At 59.5% G+C, this 22,443-nt stretch carries 22 protein-coding genes; 12 read left to right on the top strand and 10 right to left on the bottom strand.

Annotated features, from left to right (window positions below; genetic code table 11):
• Positions 1-58: 58 nt before the first annotated feature.
• The gene (gene lpdA, locus GVL50_RS12340) at positions 59-1,459 is read right to left on the bottom strand and encodes a dihydrolipoyl dehydrogenase (RefSeq protein WP_159813239.1); all 1,401 of its coding nucleotides are present in this window, start codon (positions 1,457-1,459) and stop codon (positions 59-61) included.
• A 211-nt stretch (positions 1,460-1,670) separates the two neighbouring features.
• Here lpdA and hflK (GVL50_RS12335) point away from each other — a divergent pair, with 211 nt between their 5' ends.
• The 8 genes from hflK (GVL50_RS12335) to cfaB all read left to right on the top strand — a co-directional run bounded on the left by hflK (GVL50_RS12335) (position 1,671) and on the right by cfaB (position 10,939).
• The gene (gene hflK / locus GVL50_RS12335) at positions 1,671-3,632 is read left to right on the top strand and encodes a protease modulator HflK (RefSeq protein WP_159813237.1); all 1,962 of its coding nucleotides are present in this window, start codon (positions 1,671-1,673) and stop codon (positions 3,630-3,632) included.
• Positions 3,629-4,669, top strand: coding sequence for a protease modulator HflC (gene hflC, locus GVL50_RS12330; protein ID WP_159813235.1), 1,041 nt, complete (start codon positions 3,629-3,631; stop codon positions 4,667-4,669). Before hflK (GVL50_RS12335) ends, hflC begins: the two co-directional genes overlap by 4 nt.
• A complete protein-coding gene (hflK, locus tag GVL50_RS12325; RefSeq protein WP_159813233.1) occupies positions 4,666-5,715 on the top strand; it encodes a protease modulator HflK in 1,050 nt (349 codons plus the stop codon). Before hflC ends, hflK (GVL50_RS12325) begins: the two co-directional genes overlap by 4 nt.
• Positions 5,712-7,619 (top strand): heavy metal translocating P-type ATPase, encoded by a 1,908-nt coding sequence (locus GVL50_RS12320; protein WP_159813231.1) that lies wholly within the window; start codon positions 5,712-5,714, stop codon positions 7,617-7,619. Before hflK (GVL50_RS12325) ends, GVL50_RS12320 begins: the two co-directional genes overlap by 4 nt.
• 111 nt (positions 7,620-7,730) lie before the next feature.
• Positions 7,731-7,982, top strand: coding sequence for a hypothetical protein (locus tag GVL50_RS12315; protein WP_053125233.1), 252 nt, complete (start codon positions 7,731-7,733; stop codon positions 7,980-7,982).
• A gap of 62 nt (positions 7,983-8,044) precedes the next feature.
• The gene (locus tag GVL50_RS12310; RefSeq protein ID WP_159813229.1) at positions 8,045-8,890 is read left to right on the top strand and encodes a DUF692 domain-containing protein; all 846 of its coding nucleotides are present in this window, start codon (positions 8,045-8,047) and stop codon (positions 8,888-8,890) included.
• Positions 8,881-9,666 carry a DNA-binding domain-containing protein gene (locus tag GVL50_RS12305; protein ID WP_159813227.1) on the top strand — a complete coding sequence of 262 codons (786 nt, stop codon included), beginning with the start codon at positions 8,881-8,883 and terminating at the stop codon, positions 9,664-9,666. The genes GVL50_RS12310 and GVL50_RS12305 overlap by 10 nt, the downstream gene beginning before the upstream one ends.
• 85 nt (positions 9,667-9,751) lie before the next feature.
• Complete coding sequence (gene cfaB / locus GVL50_RS12300) at positions 9,752-10,939, top strand: C17 cyclopropane fatty acid synthase CfaB (protein ID WP_159813225.1); 1,188 nt, start codon at positions 9,752-9,754, stop codon at positions 10,937-10,939.
• A gap of 32 nt (positions 10,940-10,971) precedes the next feature.
• On the opposite strand, the gene cls is transcribed toward cfaB, so the two are convergent.
• Positions 10,972-12,411, bottom strand: coding sequence for a cardiolipin synthase (gene cls / locus GVL50_RS12295; protein WP_053125224.1), 1,440 nt, complete (start codon positions 12,409-12,411; stop codon positions 10,972-10,974).
• 131 nt (positions 12,412-12,542) lie between these two features.
• Here cls and GVL50_RS12290 point away from each other — a divergent pair, with 131 nt between their 5' ends.
• Complete coding sequence (locus tag GVL50_RS12290; protein ID WP_034152149.1) at positions 12,543-13,061, top strand: DUF3617 domain-containing protein; 519 nt, start codon at positions 12,543-12,545, stop codon at positions 13,059-13,061.
• 82 nt (positions 13,062-13,143) lie between these two features.
• Here GVL50_RS12290 and GVL50_RS12285 read toward each other — a convergent pair whose 3' ends face one another.
• From GVL50_RS12285 to folE2, 6 genes are read right to left on the bottom strand one after another with little or no spacing between them, the layout of a single operon-like run.
• The gene (locus GVL50_RS12285; RefSeq protein ID WP_159813223.1) at positions 13,144-14,475 is read right to left on the bottom strand and encodes a dihydroorotase; all 1,332 of its coding nucleotides are present in this window, start codon (positions 14,473-14,475) and stop codon (positions 13,144-13,146) included.
• A gap of 4 nt (positions 14,476-14,479) precedes the next feature.
• On the bottom strand, positions 14,480-15,040 hold the full coding sequence (locus GVL50_RS12280; protein ID WP_159813221.1) for a carbonate dehydratase: 561 nt from the start codon (positions 15,038-15,040) through the stop codon (positions 14,480-14,482).
• The gene (locus GVL50_RS12275) at positions 15,037-15,912 is read right to left on the bottom strand and encodes a metal ABC transporter substrate-binding protein (protein WP_159813219.1); all 876 of its coding nucleotides are present in this window, start codon (positions 15,910-15,912) and stop codon (positions 15,037-15,039) included. Before GVL50_RS12275 ends, GVL50_RS12280 begins: the two co-directional genes overlap by 4 nt.
• 11 nt (positions 15,913-15,923) lie before the next feature.
• Positions 15,924-16,790: a metal ABC transporter permease gene (locus GVL50_RS12270; protein WP_159813217.1), complete on the bottom strand. Its 867-nt coding sequence runs from the start codon at positions 16,788-16,790 to the stop codon at positions 15,924-15,926.
• On the bottom strand, positions 16,790-17,458 hold the full coding sequence (locus GVL50_RS12265; RefSeq protein WP_159813215.1) for a metal ABC transporter ATP-binding protein: 669 nt from the start codon (positions 17,456-17,458) through the stop codon (positions 16,790-16,792). Before GVL50_RS12265 ends, GVL50_RS12270 begins: the two co-directional genes overlap by 1 nt.
• Positions 17,455-18,351 (bottom strand): GTP cyclohydrolase FolE2, encoded by an 897-nt coding sequence (folE2, locus tag GVL50_RS12260; protein WP_159813213.1) that lies wholly within the window; start codon positions 18,349-18,351, stop codon positions 17,455-17,457. The genes GVL50_RS12265 and folE2 overlap by 4 nt, the downstream gene beginning before the upstream one ends.
• Positions 18,352-18,435: 84 nt before the next feature.
• On the opposite strand from folE2, the gene GVL50_RS12255 reads away from it, so the two are divergent.
• Complete coding sequence (locus GVL50_RS12255; RefSeq protein ID WP_159813211.1) at positions 18,436-19,638, top strand: N-acetylmuramoyl-L-alanine amidase; 1,203 nt, start codon at positions 18,436-18,438, stop codon at positions 19,636-19,638.
• Here GVL50_RS12255 and GVL50_RS12250 read toward each other — a convergent pair.
• Entirely contained in the window at positions 19,635-20,012 is a 378-nt protein-coding gene (locus tag GVL50_RS12250; protein ID WP_159813209.1) for a glutamine synthetase, read from the bottom strand. The two genes, GVL50_RS12255 and GVL50_RS12250, sit on opposite strands and share 4 nt — an antisense overlap.
• Positions 20,013-20,234: 222 nt before the next feature.
• Here GVL50_RS12250 and zigA point away from each other — a divergent pair, with 222 nt between their 5' ends.
• Both zigA and GVL50_RS12240 read left to right on the top strand, forming a co-directional pair.
• Positions 20,235-21,440: a zinc metallochaperone GTPase ZigA gene (gene zigA, locus GVL50_RS12245; protein ID WP_159813207.1), complete on the top strand. Its 1,206-nt coding sequence runs from the start codon at positions 20,235-20,237 to the stop codon at positions 21,438-21,440.
• Positions 21,440-22,084, top strand: coding sequence for a DUF1826 domain-containing protein (locus GVL50_RS12240; RefSeq protein ID WP_159813205.1), 645 nt, complete (start codon positions 21,440-21,442; stop codon positions 22,082-22,084). Before zigA ends, GVL50_RS12240 begins: the two co-directional genes overlap by 1 nt.
• Here GVL50_RS12240 and GVL50_RS12235 read toward each other — a convergent pair.
• Complete coding sequence (locus GVL50_RS12235) at positions 22,081-22,437, bottom strand: NADH:ubiquinone oxidoreductase (protein ID WP_159813203.1); 357 nt, start codon at positions 22,435-22,437, stop codon at positions 22,081-22,083. The two genes, GVL50_RS12240 and GVL50_RS12235, sit on opposite strands and share 4 nt — an antisense overlap.
• Positions 22,438-22,443: the final 6 nt, after the last annotated feature.

Genomic DNA, 22,443 nt, shown 5'->3' with positions numbered 1-22,443 from the left:
CTCCTACAGGGGGCGCATTTCATGTAGGAGCTGCCGAAGGCTGCGATCTTTTGATCTTCTACATCTGCGTCGCCATCCCCTCGACATTCATCGCCGCCTGGCGCAACGCTTCCGAACGTGTCGGGTGCGGATGACAGGTCAAGGCAATGTCTTCCGCCGAGGCACTGAATTCCATCGCCACACAAAACTCACCAATCATCTCACTCACGCTCGGCCCCACAAGATGCACGCCGAGCACTTCGTCCGTACGTTCATCGGCGAGGACTTTGGCAAAGCCCTCGGTCTCATGGTTGATCTTCGCCCGGCTGTTGGCGGTGAACGGGAATTTGCCGACCTTGTACGCGCGACCCTCAGCCTTGAGTTGCTCTTCGGTCTTGCCGACGCTGGCCAGTTCCGGTTTGGTGTAGATGACGTTGGGTATCAGGTCGTAATTGACTTCGCCGGCCTTGCCGTGGATCTGCTCGACGCAGGCCATCGCTTCATCCTCAGCCTTGTGCGCGAGCATCGGCCCGGACGTCACGTCGCCAATCACCCAGACGCCAGCCGCTTCGGTGCGATGCTGTTTATTGGCGAGCATGCCGCGCTTGTCGGTGCTAAGGCCGACGTTTTCCAGGCCCAGGCCTTGGGTGTACGGACGACGACCAATCGCCACCAGCACGTAATCGGCTTCGAGCAGTTCCGCCGTGCCGCCCGCCGCCGGCTCAACGCTGAGCTGCACGCCGTTCTCCGAAGTCGTCGCGCTGGTGACTTTCGAACTCAACTTGAAGGCGATGCCCTGTTTGCTCAGCGAGCGTTGCAGGGTTTTGCCGGCTTCGGCATCAACACCGGGGCAGATGCGGTCGAGGTATTCGACCACGGTCACTTGCGCGCCGAGTCGCCGCCACACCGAACCCAACTCCAGGCCAATCACGCCGGCACCGATCACCACCAGATGTTTTGGCACTTCGCTCAGCGACAGCGCGCCCGTTGAATCGAGGATGCGCTTGTTGTCGATCTCGACGCCGGGCAGGGGAGTGGGCTCGGAGCCGGTGGCGATGATGATGTCTTTGGCAGTCAGCTCGACCTTATTGCCCTGATCGTCAGTCACCGTGACCTTGCCCGGCCCATCGATGTGGCCCCAGCCCTTGATCCAGTCGACTTTGTTCTTGCGAAAGAGAAACTCGATGCCTTTGGTCAGGGCGGTCACGCTTTCGTCTTTCTGTTTCATCATTTGCGCGAGGTTCAGCGTCGGTTTGACTTCGATGCCGAGGTTGGCGAATTCCGCACCCATCGCCGCGTCGTACAGCTCCGAGGCGTGCAACAGGGCTTTGGACGGCATGCAACCGACGTTCAGGCAGGTGCCGCCGAGGGTCGCCCGACCTTCGACGCAAGCGGCCTTGAGGCCCAACTGGCCGGCGCGGATCGCCGCGTTATAACCACCGGGGCCGCCGCCCAGAATCACTACGTCATAGTTGCTCATGCGCTTGCTCCTGATGAATGGATGCGGATCGCTAAAAGTAGCTGTCGATAAAAATTACGAACGTAATATGTGTGTTTCCAGACATTTCGGTCAAGGCTTCAGGCAAGCGACAGGTTGAGCATCTTTGAATACGGGTAATTGTGTACGAATATTTCACGCTTTTCGTTATATCGTAACGATATGAACCGCGAGCCAATGATTTTGGGGTGATATGCAAGTTGATCTGGAGGTGGATGGCACGCAAGTGACCGGACTGCCGCGTTTTCAGCAGGCGGCCATGCAGGGCAGGCGACTGCGGCGTTGGGCGTTGGGCCTTGGCGGATTGGCCGGGGCGGGCTGGTTGTCGGCGTTTTTCGTCGGGTTGTTTGCGCCGCAGTCATTGTGGCTGCCGCTGCTGGTCAATCAGAGCGCGGCGTTGCTGGTGCTGGTCGCCGGGCTGCAATCGGCATGGTGGGTGACGCAATGGCGCGCGCGGGTGATCAATCCTGTTGTGCTGACGCCGACTGCCGACGATGAAGCGATTGCGCCGGAAGGTTGGTACGAGCGCCTGCTCGATCGCCTCAGTCAGCGCGGTTTGCATGTGCTTGGCCAGATCGGTGCAGCGACGCTGTGGTTGGGCGGTTGGGCGTTGCTGGTGGCGCTGAGCATCGAACAGGTGTGGAACCTGACGTTGCCCGCCGCTGCCGTTGGAGTGTCCGCCTCCGTCGGTGCGACGTTGGCGTTGCTGCTGACGTTTGGTTTGCTGGTGCTGGAGCGGCAACTCGCTCAGGAGAATCCAGCGCAATGGCCAGAAGCGGGAGCACTGGCGCAACTGACGCGCGTGGCGATCATCAGTCTGGTGCTCGGCGCGCTGTGTTTATTGTTCGCTGGCGAGAACACGGTTTGGCCGGTTCGCGTGGCAGTACTCATCGGCATCTTGCCGGGATTGGTCGCGATCGAGCTGCTATTGCGCGCGGTACTCTCGGTCTTCAGCCCACGCCGCGAACAGCTCGAACCGACGCTACTGGCGCGCAGTTTCGTCGCCGACATGCTGCGTTGGCCACCGCAACCGTTGCTCGCGTTGCAGCATGAATTGCACAACCGTTTTGGCATCGATTTGCGTCAGATCTGGGCGTTCAGTTACATGCGCCGAGCGTTTCTGCCGGTGCTGGCGCTGGTCGCAGCGGTGGGTTGGTTGCTCACCGGCATCCACGAAATCCCCCTGCAGGGTCGGGGCATTTATGAGCGTTTCGGCAAACCGGTGCAGGTGTTCGGCCCCGGTTTGCACACTGGTTTGCCGTGGCCGCTGGGTCGCGTGTTGATCGTCGAAAACGGCGTGGTGCATGAGTTGGCAACCAGCGTCGGCGAAAACCCGGCGCCACTGCAAGCCGATCCCGCTGAAGGCCCGGCACCGATGACGGCCAACCGTTTGTGGGACGCCAGTCACGTCAACGACAAGTCGCAAGTGATCGCCAGCAGCCGTGGCGATCAGCAGAGCTTTCAAATCGTCAACATGGACGTGCGCTTCGTCTATCGCATCGGCCTGACTGATCAGGCGGCGCTGGCCGCGACGTACAACAGCGCTGATGTGCCAACGCTGATCCGCAGCACCGCCAGCCGGATTCTGGTGCACGACTTTGCTTCGCGTACGCTCGACGGTTTGCTCGGTGAAGACCGGGTAGGGCTGGGCGAGGAGATCGGTCGCGCGGTGCAAAGTGATCTGCAACAACTCAACAGTGGCGTCGAGATTCTCGCCACAGTGGTTGAAGCCATTCACCCGCCGGCCGGTGCCGCCAATGCTTATCACGCGGTGCAAGCGGCGCAGATCGGCGCCCAGGCGTTGATCTCCCGCGAGCGTGGCGCTGCGGCCGAAGCGAGTAATCAGGCGCAATTGCAGGCCAGCCTCGCTCGCGATCAGGCCAGCGCCAACGCCCGCGAAACCAGTGCCACGGCGCAAGCGGCGGATCTGAAATTCAGCGCCGAACAAAAAGCCTACGCCAGTGCCGGCCAGGCCTTTGTGCTGGAGCAATACCTCGCGCAGCTCAGCCAAGGCCTGAGCAAAGCCAAATTGCTGGTACTCGATCATCGCCTCGGTGGCAGCAGCAATGCGCCGACCATCGACCTGCGTACCTTCACGCTGCCGGCTGACCCGACGCCCGCGCGCACCACCGCTCAACCAGGAGTCGCCCATTGAGCCAGTCGCACACGCACGAACTGCATGATCCCAGCGGCCACGATCACGGCCACGGCGGACACCACCATCATCATGGGCATCATCACCACGGTGCGCCGGAAGAGGCGGGGCCTTTCCCGTGGCGGCGCATGGGCTGGGCAGTCTTGCTGGTGGCGTTCGCAATTGCCGCGGCGAGCCTGGTGCAAGTGCGCTCCGGTGAAGCCACGGTCATTACTCGCTTCGGTAATCCATCGCGGGTATTGCTTGAACCGGGTTTGAGCTGGCGCTGGCCGGCGCCATTCGAAGCGGCGATTCCGGTGGACCTACGTCTGCGCACTACCTCCAGCGGCTTGCAGGATGTCGGTACCCGCGACGGTTTGCGCATCATTGTTCAGGCCTACGTGGCGTGGCAGGTGCAGGGCGACCCGGACAACGTGCAGCGTTTCATGCGCGCAGTGCAAAACCAGCCCGACGAAGCGGCGCGGCAGATTCGCACCTTCGTTGGCTCGGCGCTGGAAACCACTGCGAGCAGTTTCGATCTGGCGAATCTGGTCAACACCGATGCCAGCCAAGTGCATATCGCTGACTTCGAAGCGCAGTTGCGTCAGCAGATTGATCAGCAATTGCTGGCGACCTATGGCGTGCGTGTCGTGCAAGTCGGCATCGAGCGTTTGACCTTGCCTTCGGTAACGCTCACTGCCACGGTCGATCGCATGCGCGCCGAGCGTGAAACAATTGCCACCGAACGCACGGCGATCGGCAAACGCGAAGCGGCGCAAATCCGTTCCGCTGCCGAACGCGATGCGCGAATTGTCCAGGCTGACGCCACCGTGAAAGCCGCAGAAATCGAAGCGCAATCTCGCGTCGAAGCCGCGCAGATTTACGGCCGTGCCTACGCCAGTTCTCCGCAGCTGTACAACTTGCTGCGCTCGCTGGACACCCTCGGCACCATCGTCACGCCGGACACCAAACTCATTCTGCGCACCGACGCCGCGCCATTCCGCGTACTGGTTGACGGCCCGCCGACACTCGACAGCAAATCCGGATCGCAGCCATGAATGAAGAAGTTCCACGTGGAACACATTCGCTAAACAGTCCGTGGATTCAGGCCGGTCGTTTGGCATTTTTTGCCCTGTATGCGGTAACGGTCTTGGCCGCATTGGCGTGGGCATTCTCTAACGTGCGGCAGATCGACCCGCAGAATCGCGCCGTGGTTTTGCACTTCGGCGCGCTGGATCGCGTACAGAACGCCGGTCTGTTGTTGGCCTGGCCGCAGCCATTCGAACAGGTGATTTTGTTGCCCGCAGCGGATCGAGTCATCGAACGCCGAGTGGAAAACCTGTTGCGCAGTGATGAGGCGCTGAAGGCTGATCGCGTCGCTTCGTTCGCCACACCGCTGAGCGATGCGCTGGCCGGGTCTGGTTATTTATTGACCGGTGATGCCGGCGTGGTGCAACTGGATGTGCGGGTTTTTTACAAAGTCACCGACCCTTACGACTTCGTCTTGCAGGCCGATCATGTGCTGCCCGCACTGGATCGTTTGGTCACCCGCAGCGCCGTTGCACTCACGGCCGCGCGCGATCTCGACACTATTCTTGTCGCGCGCCCAGAGTTGATCGGCGCTTACAATCAAGCCGCCGAACGCCGTGAAAGGCTGCGCGGTGATCTGGTGCAAGGCATCAACAAACGCCTCGCCGAGTTGAAGGCGAGCGGGCAGGGCATCGGTATCGAAGTGGCGCGGGTTGATGTGCAATCGAGTCTGCCTGACCCTGCCGTAAGTGCGTTCAACGCCGTGCTGACTGCCAGTCAGCAAGCCGATAAAGCCGTGGCCAACGCGCGCACCGACGCCGAGAAACTCACCCAGACCGCCAACGAACAAGCCGACCGCACGCTGCAAGTGGCTCACGCTCAGGCGGGTGAACGCCTGGCCAAAGCCTCGGCCGACACCGCCACGGTGTCGAGTCTGGCCAGCAGCACCGACCCGCAAATGCTCTTGCGCCTGTACCGCGAGCGCATGCCGAAGATTCTCGGCCAGGCCGGATCGGTGACCACGGTCGATCCGAAAGACGATTCCCGCCTGATCATTCAGGGAGCCAGTAAATGACTGCGACGACCGCCGCCCCGAGCCTGTTGTCCTCGGCCGAACAACGCCGCGCCGCCCGGCAATTGACCCTCGCGATGCTTGCGCTGGGCTTGCTCGGTCTCGGTTTGATCTGGCGTTGGCTGGTGCCGGAGCAAACCGGTGTCAGTCAGTTGCTGCTCGGTTTTGCTTCTTTATTAGTCGCCGTGCCGGTGATGCGTTCGGCGTGGTACAGCCTGCGTTATCCAAGCCTGCACGGCATCACCGATCAACTGATTGCCTTGGCCATGCTCGGCGCCTGGGCGACTGGTGATCTGCTCACGGCGGCGCTGTTGCCGATCATCATGATCTTCGGCCACGTGCTGGAAGAGCGCAGTGTCATCGGTTCGCAAGAAGCGATCCATGCGCTCGGCCAACTGACGCGCAGTCACGCGCGCAAGGTTCAGGCCGATGGTTCGATCCTCGAAGTGGACAACGGCACGCTGAAATCTGGCGACACCGTTGAGGTGCGCGCCGGTGATCGGGTGCCGGCGGATGGTCGGGTATTGTCAGGCCAGGCCAGTCTCGATACCGCTTCGATTACCGGCGAGTCGGTGCCGGTGGAGGCTGGGGTTGGCATGACGGTGTTCGGCGGCGCGATCAATCTTGATGGGCTGCTGCGTATTGAAGTGACTCGCACCGGCGATGAATCGACCCTCGGCAAAGTCATCGCCCTGATGCAAAACGCCGAGCGTTCGAAACCACCGATCACTCGTTTGCTCGAGCGTTATGCCGGCAGCTACATGGTGCTGGTGTTGTTGCTGGCGGCGGTGACCTGGTTCGTCACCAACGATGCGCAGGCGATGCTCGCGGTGTTGGTCGCGGCGTGTCCGTGCGCGTTGGTGTTGTCCGCCCCGGCGACGGCGATTGCCGGTGTCGCGGTGGCGGCGCGGCACGGGATTCTGATCCGCAGTTCGGCATTTCTTGAAGAACTGGCTGATCTGACCTCGCTGGTCGTCGACAAGACCGGCACGCTGACTTACGGCACGTTGCGTTTGCAGTCGATCGACAGCTCACTCGCAGACACCTCCGCGATTACCGCACTGGCTGCCAGTCTTGGTGCGGCAAGCAGTCATCCGGTGAGTCGAGCGCTGGCGGGGTTGGTCAGTCAGGATAACTCCGTCGCCCTGAGTGAAATACACGAGCGTCAGGGCCTGGGTGTGGTCGCCATGACGGAGCAGGGCGAGGCGGCGCTGGGGCGACCGGAGTTGTTCGCGCAATTGGGCATCATTACTACGACCGTTCCCGAGCACGACGGCCCGATTGCCGGGTTGTCCTTGAACGGTGAATTTCTTGCGTGGTTGTTGCTGGCTGACAGCGTCAAACCGGAGGCGCGTTTTGCCCTCAGCGAGTTGCGCGAATTGGGCTTGGGTCGGCAACTGTTGCTGACCGGTGATCGGCAGAGTGTCGCTCAGACTTTGGCGCGTGATGTTGGTTTGCAAGAGGTTCAAGCCCAGGCCTTACCTGAGGACAAACTCAATCGTGTGCTTAAGGAAATCGGCAACGGTTTCCGGCCGATGGTGGTGGGTGACGGCATCAACGATTCGCTGGCACTCAAGGCCGGCGTGGTCGGTGTGGCGATGGGCGCGGGCGGTGCGGATATCGCGTTGGCCTCGGCTGACATCGTGCTGATCGGCAGCGATTTGCGCCGGCTCGGAACCTGTGTACGCCTCAGTCGCCAGTGTCGACGAACATTGCAAGTCAACGTGGTCATCGGTCTGGGCTGGACGCTGGCCATCGTTGTGTTCGCCGCATTCGGTTGGTTGGGTGCCGCCGGAGCGATGATCGCGGCGCTGTTGCATAACCTCAGTACGCTGCTGGTGTTGGGTAATGCCGGGCGCTTGCTGCGCTTTCAGGAACCACTGCTCAAGCTCAAGGAAGAGATCTGAAATTAATTTTGCTCGTGTTGTAACGCCATCCTGGTCGCTCTCTCTAGTGCTATGTCGGGACTGAACAAACCGTTCAGCCGACATCCCTGACGATGACCGAGGATAACAAAAATGACTATCAAGACCGCTGCTGCTGGTGCTGCTCTCGCTTTTGCCGCTGCTACGATGTTTGCTGGTGTTTCGACTACCGCTACGGCTGCTGATGCCAACGTTCACTGCTATGGCGTCAATGCCTGCAAAGGCCAGAACGACTGCAAGACCAAAGATCACGCCTGCAAAGGTCTGGGCACTTGCAAAGGCATGGGCTTCAAGGCCATGACTCAAGCGGCTTGCGAAAAAGCAGGTGGCAAGGTCGGCGAATAACTGACCGCAAGTGCCGCCGCAGTGGTTCACGCCACTGCGGCCACTTTTAGCAGGAGTCCGACATGTCAGCTTCGCTTCCTTTCCTGGGTTACGGCCTCGGTTTACGCAGCGCTTATTATCAGCAGATCCTCGAACAGTCGCCGGACGTCGACTGGTTTGAAGTGGTCTCCGAAAATTTCATGGTGCAGGGTGGCAAGGCTCTGTACTACCTGGACGCCATCGCCGAGCGCTATCCGCTGGTGATGCATGGTGTGTCCTTGTCCATCGGTGGGCCGCATGCCCTCGATCCGGACTATCTCAAACAACTCAAGCAACTGGCCGACCGGGTCAAACCGGCATGGGTCTCCGATCACCTGTGCTGGAGTCGTGGCAACGCCCATCAGTTGCACGACTTGTTGCCGCTTCCCTATACCGCAGAAAGCCTTGAATACATCGCCGGCCGTGTGGCGCAGGTTCAAGATGTCTTGCAGCGGCCGCTGGTGCTGGAGAACGTCTCCAGTTACGTGCGCGCCGCGTCGGACGAGTTCAGCGAATGGGAGTTTCTTGCGGCCCTGAGCCGGGAGAGCGGCTGCGAGTTATTGCTCGACGTTAATAATGTCTACGTCAGTTCGCGCAATCACGGCTTCGATCCTTGGGCGTTCATTCAAGGTTTGCCGGCAGAAAAAGTACGTCAACTGCATCTGGCAGGACACAACGACTACGGTGATTACGTCATCGATACCCATGACCATCCGGTGAGCGATCCGGTCTGGGCGCTGTATCAACGCACGCTGGAACACATCGGCCCGGTGGCGACGTTGCTGGAACGCGACGATCATTTCCCGCCGTTCGAAGAACTGCTCGCCGAACTGCACAAGGCCCGCGAGTTGGGTGACACGGTTCTGGCCGGGAGACAGCAATGCGCTTGAAGGAATGGCAACTGGCGTTTGAAGCGTTTCTGCTGGATGCCGCGCCGGCCGATCGCGCCTTGGCCGACAGCCTGATCGGCGGGCCGACGCTCGACATCGGTACTGGCCTGGCGATTTATCACAACGCTTACGCGGCGCGTTTGCTGGAAGTGCTGACCCACGATTTCCCGGCTATTCATTATTGGATGGGCGATGAAGAATTCGATCTGCTCGCCACCGCGTACATTCGCCACTATCCGTCGGCGCATTACAGTCTGCGTTGGCTGGGTAAAGGTTTTGAAGCGTTTATCCGCGAGCATCTTGTGCCCGAGCAAAGCGCGCCGCTGGCGGAACTGGCCGCACTCGAATGGGCGTTCACCCTGGCGTTTGATTCACCGGCCGGCGCGCCGCTGACGATCAATGCGATGGCGATGCTGGCGCCGGAAGAGTGGTCGACCTTGCAGTTCAAACCGACGCCTTCGCTGCAATGGCTGGCGTGTGAATTCAATAGCGTCGCGATTTGGCGCTCGGTAAAGGATGAAGCGGATTTCCCGCACAGCGTGGCACTCGAAACACCCCAGGTCTGCGTGATCTGGCGTCACGACTTGGTCTGCAACTACCGCAGTGTGGACAGCGCTGAAGCGAATGCGCTGAATGGGTTGTTAAACGAAGGCTGGAGTTTCTCCGAACTGTGCGAAGCGTTAGCAGTCATCTATGGTGAGGGCGCGCCGCTGCAAGCGGTTACGTGGTTGAAACAGTGGGTTCAGGATGGCTTGCTGGAGCGTCTGCAACGATAGTTTTGGCTAATTAAATCGATAGCCTGCTATTTTTCTAGGATGGTCTACCCTCAGATCTGACGGTCTGAAACAAGGGGGATTTTCCATGCTCGCGCAACTTCCACCGGCCTTACAGAATTTGCAGCTACCGCTTCGCTTGCGACTCTGGGACGGCCATGAGTTCAATCTGGGGCCGGCGCCCAGCGTCACCATCGTGGTCAAGGACCCGCAGATGGTCACCCAGTTCACCCATCCCAGCCTCGATGCGCTCGGAGCGGCCTTCGTTGAAGGCAAGCTCGAACTGGAGGGCTCGATCAGCGAGGTCATCCGGGTCTGCGACGAATTGAGTAACGCGTTGCTCGGTGACGATGACGACAATCAGCCGGTGCGGGCCTTGCACGACAAGGAAACCGACGCCAAAGCCATTTCCTACCACTACGACCTGTCCAACGCGTTCTACCAGCTCTGGCTGGACAGCGACATGGCGTATTCCTGCGCGTATTTCGAAACGGGCAGCGAAACCCTCGAGCAGGCGCAACAAGCCAAATTCCGTCATTTATGCCGCAAGCTGCGTTTGCAGCCGGGCGAATACCTGTTGGATGTCGGTTGCGGTTGGGGTGGGCTGGCACGTTTTGCCGCACGCGAATTCGGCGCGAAAGTCTTCGGCATCACCTTGAGCAAAGAACAACTGGAACTGGCGCGCGAGCGAGTAAAAGCCGAGGGCCTCGAAGACCAAGTCGAACTGCAACTGCTCGACTATCGCGACCTGCCGCAGGATGGCCGTTTCGATAAGGTGGTCAGCGTCGGCATGTTCGAGCACGTTGGCCACGCCAATCTCGCCGAGTACTGCAAAACCCTCTTCGGCGCGGTGAAGGAGGGCGGTCTGGTGATGAACCATGGCATCACCGCCAAACATACCGACGGCCGTCCGGTGGGACGCGGCGCCGGCGACTTTATTGAGAAATACGTATTCCCCAACGGCGAGCTGCCGCACCTGTCGATGATCTCGGCGGAGATCAGCGAAGCGGGGCTGGAGATTGTCGACGTCGAAAGCCTGCGCCTGCACTACGCGCGCACACTGGATCACTGGAGCGAACGGCTCGAGGACAACCTTGAAGCTGCGGGCAAACTGGTGCCGGATCAGGCGCTGCGCATCTGGCGTTTGTACCTGGCCGGCTGTGCTTACGCCTTCGCGCGCGGCTGGATCAATCTGCACCAGATTCTCGCGGTGAAAGCGCATCCGGATGGCAGCCACGAACTGCCATGGACACGCGACGACATCTATAACCCCTGAACCTTTTCCTCTTCTTAGGGAGAGGGGGGCTTTTAGAGAATCGGTGAAATAAGCCGGGCGATCCGCATGCCAAGTTGTTGCAGGCGGTGGATCTCCCGGCTTTCTTCTTTGGCGACTTCATCAGACTGCGCGAAGTCGTCGTTGAGCATCTGTTCCACGTCGGCGGCGAACGCACTGTCGACCGTCAGCAACATCACTTCGAAATTCAGCCGGAACGAACGGTTGTCCAGATTGGCGCTGCCGATCGCGCTGATTTCGCTGTCGATCAACACCACTTTCTGATGCAGAAACCCTGGACGGTAACGGAACACCCGCACGCCGGCGCGCACCGCTTCGAAGGCATAAAGGCTGGACGCGGCGTAGACGATGCGGTGGTCGGGGCGCGAAGGCAGCAGCAAACGCACATCGACACCGCGCAACACCGCCAGTCTTAACGCGGCGAAAACCGCTTCATCGGGGATGAAATACGGGCTGGTGATCCACACCCGTTCTGTCGCCGCATGGATCGCTTCGACGAAAAACAGCGAGCAGGTTTCGTACGCATCGGCCGGGCCGCTGGCGAGCAATTGGCAGAGCACGCCGTCTTCGGGGTATTCATCCGGCAGGATCAGCGGCGGCAGGGTGCGTGCGGCCCAGAACCAGTCTTCGGCAAACGATTCCTGCATGCACGCCACCACCGGGCCGCGGACTTTGACGTGGGTATCGCGCCACGGTGCCAGCGGTGGTTTTTCGCCCATGTATTCATCGCCGACGTTGTGCCCGCCGACGAAACCGACCACGCCATCGACTACGACGATCTTGCGGTGGTTACGGAAGTTGACCTGAAAGCGGTTGAGCCAGCCGCTGCGCGTGGCGAAAGCTTTGACCTCGACACCGCCATCACGCAGCGCCTGCACATAACTGTGGGGCAGGGCGTGGCTGCCGATGCGGTCGTAGAGCAGGTGAATGGTCACGCCATCGGCAGCTTTCTTCAGCAGCAGATCACGCAGGCGCTGGCCGAGGCGGTCATCGTGGATGATGAAAAACTGGATCAGCACCGCTTCCTTCGCCTGCTCGATGGCGTGGAAAATCGACTCGAATGTCGCCGTGCCGTTGATCAGCAACTGCACTTCGTTGTTCGCCAGACACGGCATGCGCCCAAGCTTGGGCATCGCCCGCAGTGAGGCGTAAGCATTCGAGGCGCGTGCAGTCAGGGCTTCTTCCACCCAAGGGCGCCAGTTCAGCTCGGAAATGGCCTGACGCATTTGTTCGTTGGCCTGGCGCCGCGCCTTGATGTAACCATCAAACGTGCTGCGGCCGAACACCAGGTACGGAATTAGCGTGAGGTAGGGAATAAAGATCAGCGACAATGCCCAGGCGATCGAGCCTTGAGCCGTGCGCACGGTGAGCACCGCGTGAAGAGCGGCGATCAAGCCGAGGGTGTGTATCAGGGCGATCAGGTAACCGAAAATGTGCGGTCCAAAATAATCCATGGGGCAGCCTTGCTCCGGAAGATTCAATGCTTAACAGACCATGTTCTGTCGCGATTGTCGCTATTTAATTGGTGCATGAACCGAAGCAACCGGCCGACGTCTAACGGCCACTACTGATCAGGAGTTTTTCGATGAACGTTCGTCTGCTGGGTTTGGCGCTGGGTCTGGGTTTGGCTTTGCCGGTGGTTGCTCAGGCGCAGATGCTGCAGCCGGGTCTGTGGGAAATGACATCGAGCAACGTCAAGGTCGATGACCAGCCTATGGATGTGCAATCGATCCTCGGTCAACTGCAAGGGCAGATGACCCCGCAACAGCGCGCGGCGTTGGAGAAAAACGGCATCAATATCGGCGGCAAAGGCATCCGCGCCTGCCTGACGCCAGAGCAGGTGGCGACCAACGACATTCCATTGGCCGACCCGCAATCGGGCTGCAAACAGCAGATCACCGATCGCACCGGCAACCAATGGAAATTCCGCTTCAGCTGCCCGAAAGCACAGGGCACCGGCGTGGCGACGTTCCTCAGTGATCGTGAATTCACCACGGTGGCGAACGGCACGTTCAATGCGATCGGGATCAACCAGAAGGGCAGCTTGGAAACCCGCGCTGTCTGGCTCGGCCAGGATTGCGGCGCTGTAAAACCAAGAGCTTAAAAGCTTCGTGAGCAAGCCCACTCCCACATTGGAATGCATTCCAAGTGTGGGAGCGGGCTTGCTCGCGAAGGCGTCCTGACAGTCAGCGCATAAACCTCAGCGCTAGCCCGCGACACCCCTCGTTCACCCGTCCCTCCCGCCACGCAATCTGCCCCGACACAATCGTCGCATTCACCCGATGCCGAAAGCTGCGCCCGGCAAACGGCGTCCATCCGCACTGTGACAGAATCGGCTGCCGATCGACCTCCAGCCTCTGCGCTTCAACCAACACCAGATCCGCCCAATACCCTTCACGCAAATAGCCACGATCCGGAATCGCAAACAGATCCGCGACGCGATGGCTGGTCTTCGCCACTAACGTCGTGACCGGCAAAACCCCATCCGCCACCAACTCCATCAGCGCCGGCAACGCATGCTGCACCAGTGGCAATCCCGACGGCGCCTGTGCGTAAGGCCGCTGCTTTTCTTCCCAGGTATGCGGTGCATGATCGCTGCCAATAACGTCCAATCGATTGCTGTTCAAAGCCTCCCGCAAAGCATCACGATTGTTCTGACTCTTGATCGCCGGGTTGCACTTGATCAGGTTGCCGAGGCTTGGATAGTCGCGATCATCGAACAACAAATGATGCAGACACACTTCAGCGGTGATGCGTTTCTGCGCCAACGGTTTGTCCTCAAACAACGCCAACTCTCGCGCCGTGGTCAGGTGCAAAACATGCAGGCGTGTGCCGTGACGTTTCGCCAATTCCACCGCCAGTGATGAGGATCGATAACACGCCTCGGCATTGCGAATGAGCGGGTGAGCGGCGGGCGGAATACGATCCCCGAACAGCTCGCGGAGATTGGCCGCGTTGGCGTCGATGCTCGGTGTGTGTTCGCAGTGCGCCAGCAGGATGGTCGGCACTTCGGCGAACAGTCGCTCAAGGATCTGCGGATCATCCACCAGCATGTTGCCGGTCGACGCGCCCATGAACACTTTCACCCCGGCCACTTCACACGGATTGAGCGCAGCCACCGTATCGAAATTGTCCCGACTCACGCCAAAGTGAAAGCCATAGTTGGCCACCGAGTTGATCGCCGCCCGACGCTTTTTATCCGCCAGTGCTTCGAGGGTGAGGGTGGCCGGGTTGGTGTTGGGCATGTCCATGAAGCTGGTGATGCCACCGGCGACCGCCGCGCGCGACTCGGTGTGAATGCTGCCCTTGGCCGGCGCACCCGGTTCACGGAAATGCACCTGATCATCGATCATCCCCGGCAGTAACCATTGGCCATTGGCGTCGATTTCCACTGAGGCGTTTTCACCTTCAATGCTTCGCGCAATTTTGACGATGCGCCCGTTGCTGACCAACAGATCGCCGTCAAACTCGCGTCCTTCGTTGACCAGCCTGGCGTTGCGAATCAGCACGCTGCTCATGGTTTCAGAACTCGTTCTGCAAGGCTTTGTAGCCGCGCACCAGATCGACATTGGTGCGCGCCACGTCTTCGGAAAACTCCGAAGCGCTGACGCTCACCGGTGGGAATAAGGAGAGGTCGGTGTTCGGGCCGATGCGGGTTGTGGAGGGCACGTAGAACGCGTCCGGCAAATCGCGACCATCGACCACCGAGTTGTGCCGTACCACACAGCCGTTGCCGACGATGCAGTTGAACAGCACGCTGTTGAAACCGATGAACACGCGGTCGCCGACCACGCATGGGCCATGCACGATCGAGCGGTGGGCGATGGAACTGAACTCGCCGATGGTCACCGCCGCACCGGATTTTGAGTGGATCACCACACCGTCCTGAATGTTCGAATTGGCGCCGATGGTGATCGGCTCCATCTCGCCTGAGGCGTCCACTTCGTCGGCGCGGATCACCGCGTAGGGGCCGATGAAGACGTTCTCGCCAATCACCACTTTGCCGCAGATGATCGCGGTTTTATCGACGTAAGCCGACTCGGCGATTTGCGGTAAATCACCTGAAGGATTCTTGCGGATCATGGTTTGCTCAGCGCGTCGTAAAGGGTGTTGAGGTTGTATTCGAACAGGCCGGTGAAGGTGCTGGCCGGGCCGCTGGCAGCGAGGGCGTCGGAGTACAACGTGCCGCCAATGTGCGCGCCGCTTTCATCAGCGATCTGCTTGAGCAAGCGAGCGTCCTTGATGTTTTCCATGAACACCGCTTTGACCTTGGCCTGACGAATCTGGGTGATCAGCGCAGCGACTTCGGCGGCCGAGGGTTCACGCTCGGTGGACAAACCCTGTGGCGCCAAAAAGTCGATGCCGTAGGCCTGACCGAGATAACCGAAGGCATCGTGGCTGGTGACAATCTTGCGATTGCCCGGCGGCAGCGAACCAAGCTTGGTTTTTGCTTCGGCGAGCAGGGCGTAGATCTGCTTCAGATAGGCTTGGCTGTTGCGTTGGTAGTCGGCCTTGTTCGCCGGGTCGGCAGCGATCAGCGCTTTGGTAATGTTGGCGATGTACAACTCGGTGTTCGCCAGATTGTGCCAGGCGTGCGGGTCGGGAACGGTTTCGCCGTCCTCATCCAGCGAGCGTGGAATCACGCCATGGCTGGCACTGATGACCGTGGCTTTGGTCTCGGTGCTGGTGACCAGTCGATCCAGCCAAGGCTCGAAACCGAGGCCGTTCTTGATGATCAGTTTAGCGCCGAGCAACGCTTTGGCGTCGTCCGGTGTCGGCTCGTAAGTGTGCGCATCGGCGTCCGGGCCGACCATGTTGGTGATCTGGATATGCTCGCCGCCGACCTGATGCACCATGTCGCCGAGAATGCTGAAGCTGGTCACCACCGGTAATTTTTCTGCCGCCGACAATGACATCGACAACAGCAGGCTGAACAACACGAGTAGAACGCGCATCGGGAAACACCTCATTGGGATGTGAGCAAGGGCGGGCGGCGCAGCAGACCGTGAACCGGCCCGAACACCACTGACAACAGATAGCCGACGCCTGCGACCAGCACGATGGCTGGGCCGCTTGGCAGCGAGTAGTAGAACGACAGGAGCAAACCGAACCACACCGAGAGGCAACCGATGACGGCGGCGATGGCGATCAGGATCGGTAAGCGGCGGCTCCAGAATCGCGAGGCAGCGGCGGGGAGCATCATCAGTCCGACGACCATCAGCGCGCCGATGGCCTGGAAACCGATCACCAGATTGAGCACCACCAGCGTCAGGAACACGCCGTGGGCGAGTGGGCCGAGGCGGCTGACGGTTCTCAGGAACAGTGGGTCGAGGGTGTCGAGCAGCAGCGGTTTGTAGATCAACGCCATGGCGATCAGGCTGAATCCAGAGACCCACAACATGCCGGTGAGGGTCGGGCCGTCGACGGCCAATGCTGAGCCGAACAGCAGATGAAGCAGGTCGAGGCGTTTGCCGGCGATGCCGAGAATCAGCACGCCGCTGGCGAGAGAAATGGGGTAGATCGCAGCAAGGCTGGCGTCTTCGCGCAGACCGGTGCGGCGGGTGATCCATGCGGCGAGTCCGGCCATGCTCAGGCCGGCGCCGAGGCCGCCGAGTGTGAGTGCGGGAAGGCTCAGGCCGGCGAACCAGAATCCCAGCGCGGCGCCGGGAAGGATGCCGTGGGCGACGGCGTCACCGATCAGGCTCATCCGTCGCAGGATCAAAAACACACCGAGTGGTGCCGTACTGCACGCCAAGACCAGGCCGCCGAGCAGGGCGCGGCGCATGAACACGAACTCGTTGAACGGTTGCCATAAGTGGGCGACGGCGAGCATCAGGCCACCTGCGTCTGAGGGGTTTGCTGGATCAGTTCAACGCTGGCGCCGTACACGCATTCGCGGTTTTTGATCAGCAAGGTGTGCGGAATGTGTTGGCGTACGGCGGCGAGGTCATGGCAAACCACGACGATGGTTCGACCTTGGTTATGCCAGGCGTGGATGTGTTGCCAGAGCAATTGTTGGCCGAATTCATCGAGGGCGGCGTGGGGTTCGTCGAGGAGCAGAACCGGGGCGTCGGTCAGGCTCAATCGGGCGAGAAGGGCGCGCTGTAATTCGCCGCCGGAGAGGGCCATTAGTGGGCGGTGTTCGAGTCCGCTGAGGTGCCAGTTTTCCAGTGCGTCTTTCAGGCGTTGCGCGCGCAGTTGGGTGGAGAGTCGGCGTCCCCAGAAACCGGCGGCGATCAGTTCCTCGAGGCTGATGGGGAATTGGCGGTCGAGGTGCTGTTGTTGGGGCAGGAACGACAAGCCGCTTTGACGTGGAACACTCAGGCTGACTTTGCCTGCCAAGGGTTTTTGCAGCCCGGCGATGACTTTCAGAAGGCTGCTTTTGCCACAGCCGTTGGCACCGATGATGGCTGTGAGGCTGGCGCTTTCCAGCTCAAGATTCAGGGGCGTGGTCAGCGGTTGACCGGGAGCGCCCCAGCTCACGGATTGGCAGCGGATCATGCTTGCTCACGCTGCCAGTGGCTTTCGGCGACGGCGTCGTGGGCGTGAAGGCTTTCTGCGTGGATCACTCGCAAATGGAATTGGTTAACCCCGGGTGTACGGCGAAGTGCGAGATTCAATCGGCGTGCGGCGTCTTCGCAGAACATCAGGTTCTGCCCGTTGGCGAGGGCGAAGGCTTGTTCGTCGGCGCGTTTTACGGCGGTTTGTACGGCGGTGCCGAGAGCCGCTTCGGCGTCGTTGATGATCGCGCTCAGCGGTAACTCGTCGATGAATTCATCGAGGTGCACATGCAGTTGTGCGGTGCTGCGTTGGCTGTGAGGCGTGGCGATGATGCCTTGGGTCGAGCCGAGCCAGGCCAGAATGTCTGCGTGCTGAAGGGCTTTATTGGCGAAGTCGTCGACGAATTGTTGCTGGATTAACTGTCGAGCCAAGGCTGCTGAACACGGGCAAGTCGAAGAGTAGGGCACTTCAATTTTGAGTTCCACGTGGAACATCTTGTTTTTCAGGCTGGCTGAAATGGTCGCTGGATAGGATTTCCAACCTGCCAATGGGCTGATTAATGCAGGCCTTTTCAGCAGCAAGTCGGTGTGAATATTCAGGTAGGCGCAGTTGGATAAACCTTCGTGGCTATCCAGAAAACGTTTGAGCACCTGGTGCAGCAGAGCAGGGGAAAGGCTCTGCTGTTCCAGCGCTTCCAGCGCCAGATAGAGGCGTGACATGTGAATCCCGCGAGCCTCGCCGTCATCCAGACTCACTCCCGCATCAGCTTTCGCACTCAAGCGTTGGCCTTCCAATAAAACAGGTAATGCGATGCCGTGCATGCCCACCCATTCGAGGGGCAAGGCTTGGCGAGCGGACTGCGCGGCGATATCCGGAAGTGTCAGCGAATTCATGTTCGGAACCATCGTGTTGAATGAATTGAATGTTACATTATAACAATGCAATCCACGATGCCTTTTTCATGAACAGGTTTTCATATGCACAGACGCCATCTGCTCAATTTGATTTTGGCCAGCGCTGCCTTCGCCCTTCCGTTCAGTGTTTCGGCCGCGCAAATTCGCAACGCGCGGCTTTGGCGTTCTGATGAAAAGCTGCGATTGGTTTTCGATTTAAGTGGGCCAGTGCGCTACAGAACCTTCACTCTCAGTGCTCCGGAACGGCTGATCATCGATGTGTCCGGCGCTAATCTGAGCGGGGATTTCAGCGAGTTGGCGTTGAATGGCACGGTAATCCGGTCGATTCGATCCGGGCCTTTTGGTCAGGGAGACACGCGGATTGTTCTCGATCTGAGTAATCCAGTGCTGCTGAACAGCTTCCTTTTGGCGCCGCAGGATGGCCAAAGTCATCGGTTGGTTTTGGATTTAGTCACTGCGAAAACGCCGCCAGTAAGCCCAATGGTTCCACGTGAAACACTCAAGATCGGCGCTCACCCCAAGCGCGACATCATCGTAGTCGTCGATCCAGGGCATGGCGGAAAGGATCCCGGTGCGGTCGGCGCGAGAGGTGAGCGGGAGAAAGATGTGGTGCTTTCCATCGCTCAGCTACTCGCCAAACGCCTGAAAAAGGAAAAAGGATTCGACGTAAAACTGGTGCGCAATGACGACTTCTTCGTGCCTTTACGTAAGCGCGTGGAGATTGCCCGTCAGCACAAAGCCGACATGTTTATCTCGGTGCATGCCGATGCGGCGCCACGGCTGACAGCCTCCGGCGCCTCTGTGTATTGCTTGTCTGAAGGTGGTGCGACATCGGCGACGGCACGCTTTATGGCGCAGCGGGAGAACGGCGCGGATCTACTTGGCGCTACCAGTCTGCTCAATCTGAAAGACAAAGATCCAATGCTCGCTGGGGTGATTCTCGACATGTCGATGAACGCGACGATCGCCGCCAGTCTGCAACTGGGCAACACCGTGCTGGGCAGTTTGGCGGGTATCACCACGCTGCATCAGAAGCGCGTGGAACAGGCTGGATTTGCCGTGTTGAAGTCGCCCGATGTGCCGTCGATTCTGGTGGAAACCGGCTTCATTTCCAATGTTCGCGACAGTCAGCGACTGGTCACGGCGCGGCATCAACAGGCCGTGGCGGATGGTTTGTTTGAGGGATTACAGCGCTACTTTGAGAAAAATCCACCGATCGACAGCTATCTCGCCTGGCGACAGGAGCAGCAGAAAGCGCAGGTTTAGCAGCCGACGATTCGGCTGCAGGTGAATTTCGCACTGCTGCCGCCCGAGCTGGAGAAGCGATTAATGGTCGTCCAGCCGACGCGGCGGGTGTAGCCAACCCACGCTTCGCCATCAGAGGCGACACCGGTGAAGAATGTCAGTTGGCCAAAGCGACTGTTGGTTTGCGCCCAATAACGCTGCCCAATCTTTTCAAATCCACGCAGGTAAAGCGTATTGCCGACAGTGTTGACGCTATACGCATTGCCCTCGGCATCGATGCACGCCAGCAGATTAGCGCTACGTGTGCAGCTGGCCAGCGTCGGCAACTGCGCCGACGCATTGCCAGCAATCAGCAATCCAAGGCTCAACAACGAGCATTTCAGCGCAGTTTTCATTACCAATTCCGCGTGTGGGATGGGCTCAGCTTCCTGCTGTTTATCGCTCAGGACAAGAGCAGGGCTGGTTTATTCATGTTGTTATACTATAACATAAATAATAACTGAGCCTGAGCAGGCCGATTTCAAGCGTTTAGCTTCAACGAAACCCTCGTATGAAGCCTCAAAACGCCAAGCGCTAGTAAAAGCGTCAATCGGCTGCCTTCCTATGAGGATTATCCAATGTCAGCCGAATTGCCCGTCACCGTACTTTCAGGATTTTTGGGCGCTGGAAAAAGTACACTTTTGAATTACGTACTACGTAATCGAAAGGGCCTTCGCGTCGCAATAATCGTCAATGATATGAGCGAGATCAATATCGATGGCAGCGAAGTTCAGCGTGATGTCAGCTTAAACCGCGCAGAAGAAAAAATAGTCGAAATGAGCAACGGCTGTATCTGCTGTACGTTACGCGAAGACTTGCTCGAAGAAGTCAGCAAACTCGCCCGGGAAGGGCGCTTCGATTATTTGCTGATTGAATCCACCGGTATCTCCGAGCCGTTACCGGTCGCTGAAACCTTCACCTTCCGCGATGAACACGGGCAAAGCCTCTCCGACATCGCCCGTCTCGACACCATGGTCACTGTAGTCGACGGTGTGAATTTCCTGCCGGACTACCAGGCGGCAGAAAGCCTCGCCTCCCGTGGCGAAATTCTCGGCGAGGAAGACGAGCGCTCGATCACCGACCTGTTGATCGAACAGATCGAGTTTGCCGACGTGCTGTTGATCAGCAAGGTCGACCTGATCAGCCAGCCCGAGCGTGAGGAATTGATCGCCATCCTCAAACGCCTCAACGCCCAGGCCGAGATCATTCCGATGGTCATGGGCGAAGTGCCGTTGGAGAAGATCCTCAACACCGGTCGCTTCGATTTCGACAGAGCTGCGCAAGCACCGGGCTGGCTGCAGGAATTACGCGGTGAGCACGTGCCGGAAACCGATGAATACGGCATCGCTTCCACAGCCTATCGCGCGCGCAGACCCTTTCACCCTGAGCGCTTCTTCAATTTCATCGATCGTCCGTGGCTGAACGGCAAATTGCTGCGCTCCAAAGGATTCTTCTGGCTGGCGAGCAAACCCACAGACGCCGGTAGCTGGTCGCAGGCCGGCGGCTTGATGCGCCACGGTTTTGCCGGGCGCTGGTGGCGTTTCGTAGCGAAAAACCAGTGGCCACAGGATCAGGAAAGCACCGTCGCGATCATGGAAAACTGGATACCGAGCGTAGGAGACTGCCGCCAGGAACTGGTTTTCATCGGTCAGAACATCGATTTCCTACAGCTCTCCGACGAATTGGACGACTGCCTGCTCACCGATGAAGAAATGGCCCTCGGCGTAGAAGGCTGGCGATTGCTGCCGGATCCGTTCGGCCCTTGGCATGAAGAGGCTGCCTGATGCTCGCCCTCAAACTCATGCAAAACCGTACGCGCTATCAGCACCAAGGGCCGACACCTGAAACGTTGACGAAAATCCTCCAGGACGACACCAACCTCGCGGTGTGGCAGCGGCAATTGCCGTTGCACATCAGCGATTTCGCTCAGTTACTGCTGTCGCTCAACGAACCCTTGGCGGAATCGTTATGCCTGGAGCTGGCGAACGAGGACGCCGAGGCTGACCTGACCGGGTTGGCCTCAGGCTTCCGTGATCTGGAAGGTTACGAAGGCTTTATCGCTGACCTGAAATGGCTGGTCAGCGCCTTCGCCTGTTTGCTGGGCGCCAAGCGCATCGGCCTGCGCCTGCGGGTGCTCGATAAAGCCATGTGCCCGCGATTCCACGTTGATCACGTGCCGGTGCGGCTGATCACCACGTACGCCGGCGTCGGCAGCCAATGGCTCAAGGAGGGGACGATGGATCGCCAGCAACTAGGGCAGGCCAACGCCGAACCCCAAGCGCAAATCCAGCAACTCAACAGTGGCGACGTTGCGCTATTGAAAGGCGAGAAATGGCACGGCAATGAAGGCTTCGGTCTCATCCATCGCTCACCGCAACCGGCCGCTGGCGAGCGACGATTAATACTGACGCTAGACTGGCTCGGTTAAGGCTTGAGCCACGACCCTTGGCTCTGGCCTTCGCAATACGGCTTTAAATATGCGGCATCGGTGGCGACGCCGTAATAGTGGATGTCCTGGCGATAAGGCATATTGGCGACTTGCGCGTTGCTGCACACACCGAAGGCACCGCTCGGGCACTGATCGACGTACTGCACCTCGACTTTCTGCCCGGCCAGGGTCGGTTGGCAGAAGCCGTCGTTGAACAGTTTCTGCGGAATGTTGCGGTTCTGCTGACAGACTTTGACGTCGAGCCGCTCGCCCTGACTGTGCACCACGCAGGCCTGAGCCCACGCTTCGCTCGACAGCAGCGCCAACAGCAACGACCATCCCATCCAACGCATCTTCGA

Origin of the sequence: Pseudomonas sp. 18058 (genome assembly GCF_902706155.1) — a bacterium.
Taxonomy (GTDB): domain Bacteria; phylum Pseudomonadota; class Gammaproteobacteria; order Pseudomonadales; family Pseudomonadaceae; genus Aquipseudomonas; species Aquipseudomonas rustica.
This window is presented reverse-complemented; position numbering and strand designations above follow the sequence as displayed.

Bases quoted from the DNA above. Each gene is read 5' to 3' on its own strand.
- lpdA (WP_159813239.1), bottom strand. From the start codon at position 1,459: ATGAGCAACTATGACGTAGTGATTCTGGGCGGCGGCCCCGGTGGTTAT.
- hflK (WP_159813237.1), top strand. From the start codon at position 1,671: ATGCAAGTTGATCTGGAGGTGGATGGCACGCAAGTGACCGGACTGCCG.
- hflK (WP_159813233.1), top strand. From the start codon at position 4,666: ATGAATGAAGAAGTTCCACGTGGAACACATTCGCTAAACAGTCCGTGG.
- GVL50_RS12320 (WP_159813231.1), top strand. From the start codon at position 5,712: ATGACTGCGACGACCGCCGCCCCGAGCCTGTTGTCCTCGGCCGAACAA.
- GVL50_RS12315 (WP_053125233.1), top strand. From the start codon at position 7,731: ATGACTATCAAGACCGCTGCTGCTGGTGCTGCTCTCGCTTTTGCCGCT.
- GVL50_RS12310 (WP_159813229.1), top strand. From the start codon at position 8,045: ATGTCAGCTTCGCTTCCTTTCCTGGGTTACGGCCTCGGTTTACGCAGC.
- GVL50_RS12305 (WP_159813227.1), top strand. From the start codon at position 8,881: ATGCGCTTGAAGGAATGGCAACTGGCGTTTGAAGCGTTTCTGCTGGAT.
- cfaB (WP_159813225.1), top strand. From the start codon at position 9,752: ATGCTCGCGCAACTTCCACCGGCCTTACAGAATTTGCAGCTACCGCTT.
- cls (WP_053125224.1), bottom strand. From the start codon at position 12,411: ATGGATTATTTTGGACCGCACATTTTCGGTTACCTGATCGCCCTGATA.
- GVL50_RS12290 (WP_034152149.1), top strand. From the start codon at position 12,543: ATGAACGTTCGTCTGCTGGGTTTGGCGCTGGGTCTGGGTTTGGCTTTG.
- GVL50_RS12285 (WP_159813223.1), bottom strand. From the start codon at position 14,475: ATGAGCAGCGTGCTGATTCGCAACGCCAGGCTGGTCAACGAAGGACGC.
- GVL50_RS12280 (WP_159813221.1), bottom strand. From the start codon at position 15,040: ATGATCCGCAAGAATCCTTCAGGTGATTTACCGCAAATCGCCGAGTCG.
- GVL50_RS12275 (WP_159813219.1), bottom strand. From the start codon at position 15,912: ATGCGCGTTCTACTCGTGTTGTTCAGCCTGCTGTTGTCGATGTCATTG.
- GVL50_RS12270 (WP_159813217.1), bottom strand. From the start codon at position 16,790: ATGCTCGCCGTCGCCCACTTATGGCAACCGTTCAACGAGTTCGTGTTC.
- GVL50_RS12265 (WP_159813215.1), bottom strand. From the start codon at position 17,458: ATGATCCGCTGCCAATCCGTGAGCTGGGGCGCTCCCGGTCAACCGCTG.
- folE2 (WP_159813213.1), bottom strand. From the start codon at position 18,351: ATGAATTCGCTGACACTTCCGGATATCGCCGCGCAGTCCGCTCGCCAA.
- GVL50_RS12255 (WP_159813211.1), top strand. From the start codon at position 18,436: ATGCACAGACGCCATCTGCTCAATTTGATTTTGGCCAGCGCTGCCTTC.
- GVL50_RS12250 (WP_159813209.1), bottom strand. From the start codon at position 20,012: ATGAAAACTGCGCTGAAATGCTCGTTGTTGAGCCTTGGATTGCTGATT.
- zigA (WP_159813207.1), top strand. From the start codon at position 20,235: ATGTCAGCCGAATTGCCCGTCACCGTACTTTCAGGATTTTTGGGCGCT.
- GVL50_RS12240 (WP_159813205.1), top strand. From the start codon at position 21,440: ATGCTCGCCCTCAAACTCATGCAAAACCGTACGCGCTATCAGCACCAA.
- GVL50_RS12235 (WP_159813203.1), bottom strand. From the start codon at position 22,437: ATGCGTTGGATGGGATGGTCGTTGCTGTTGGCGCTGCTGTCGAGCGAA.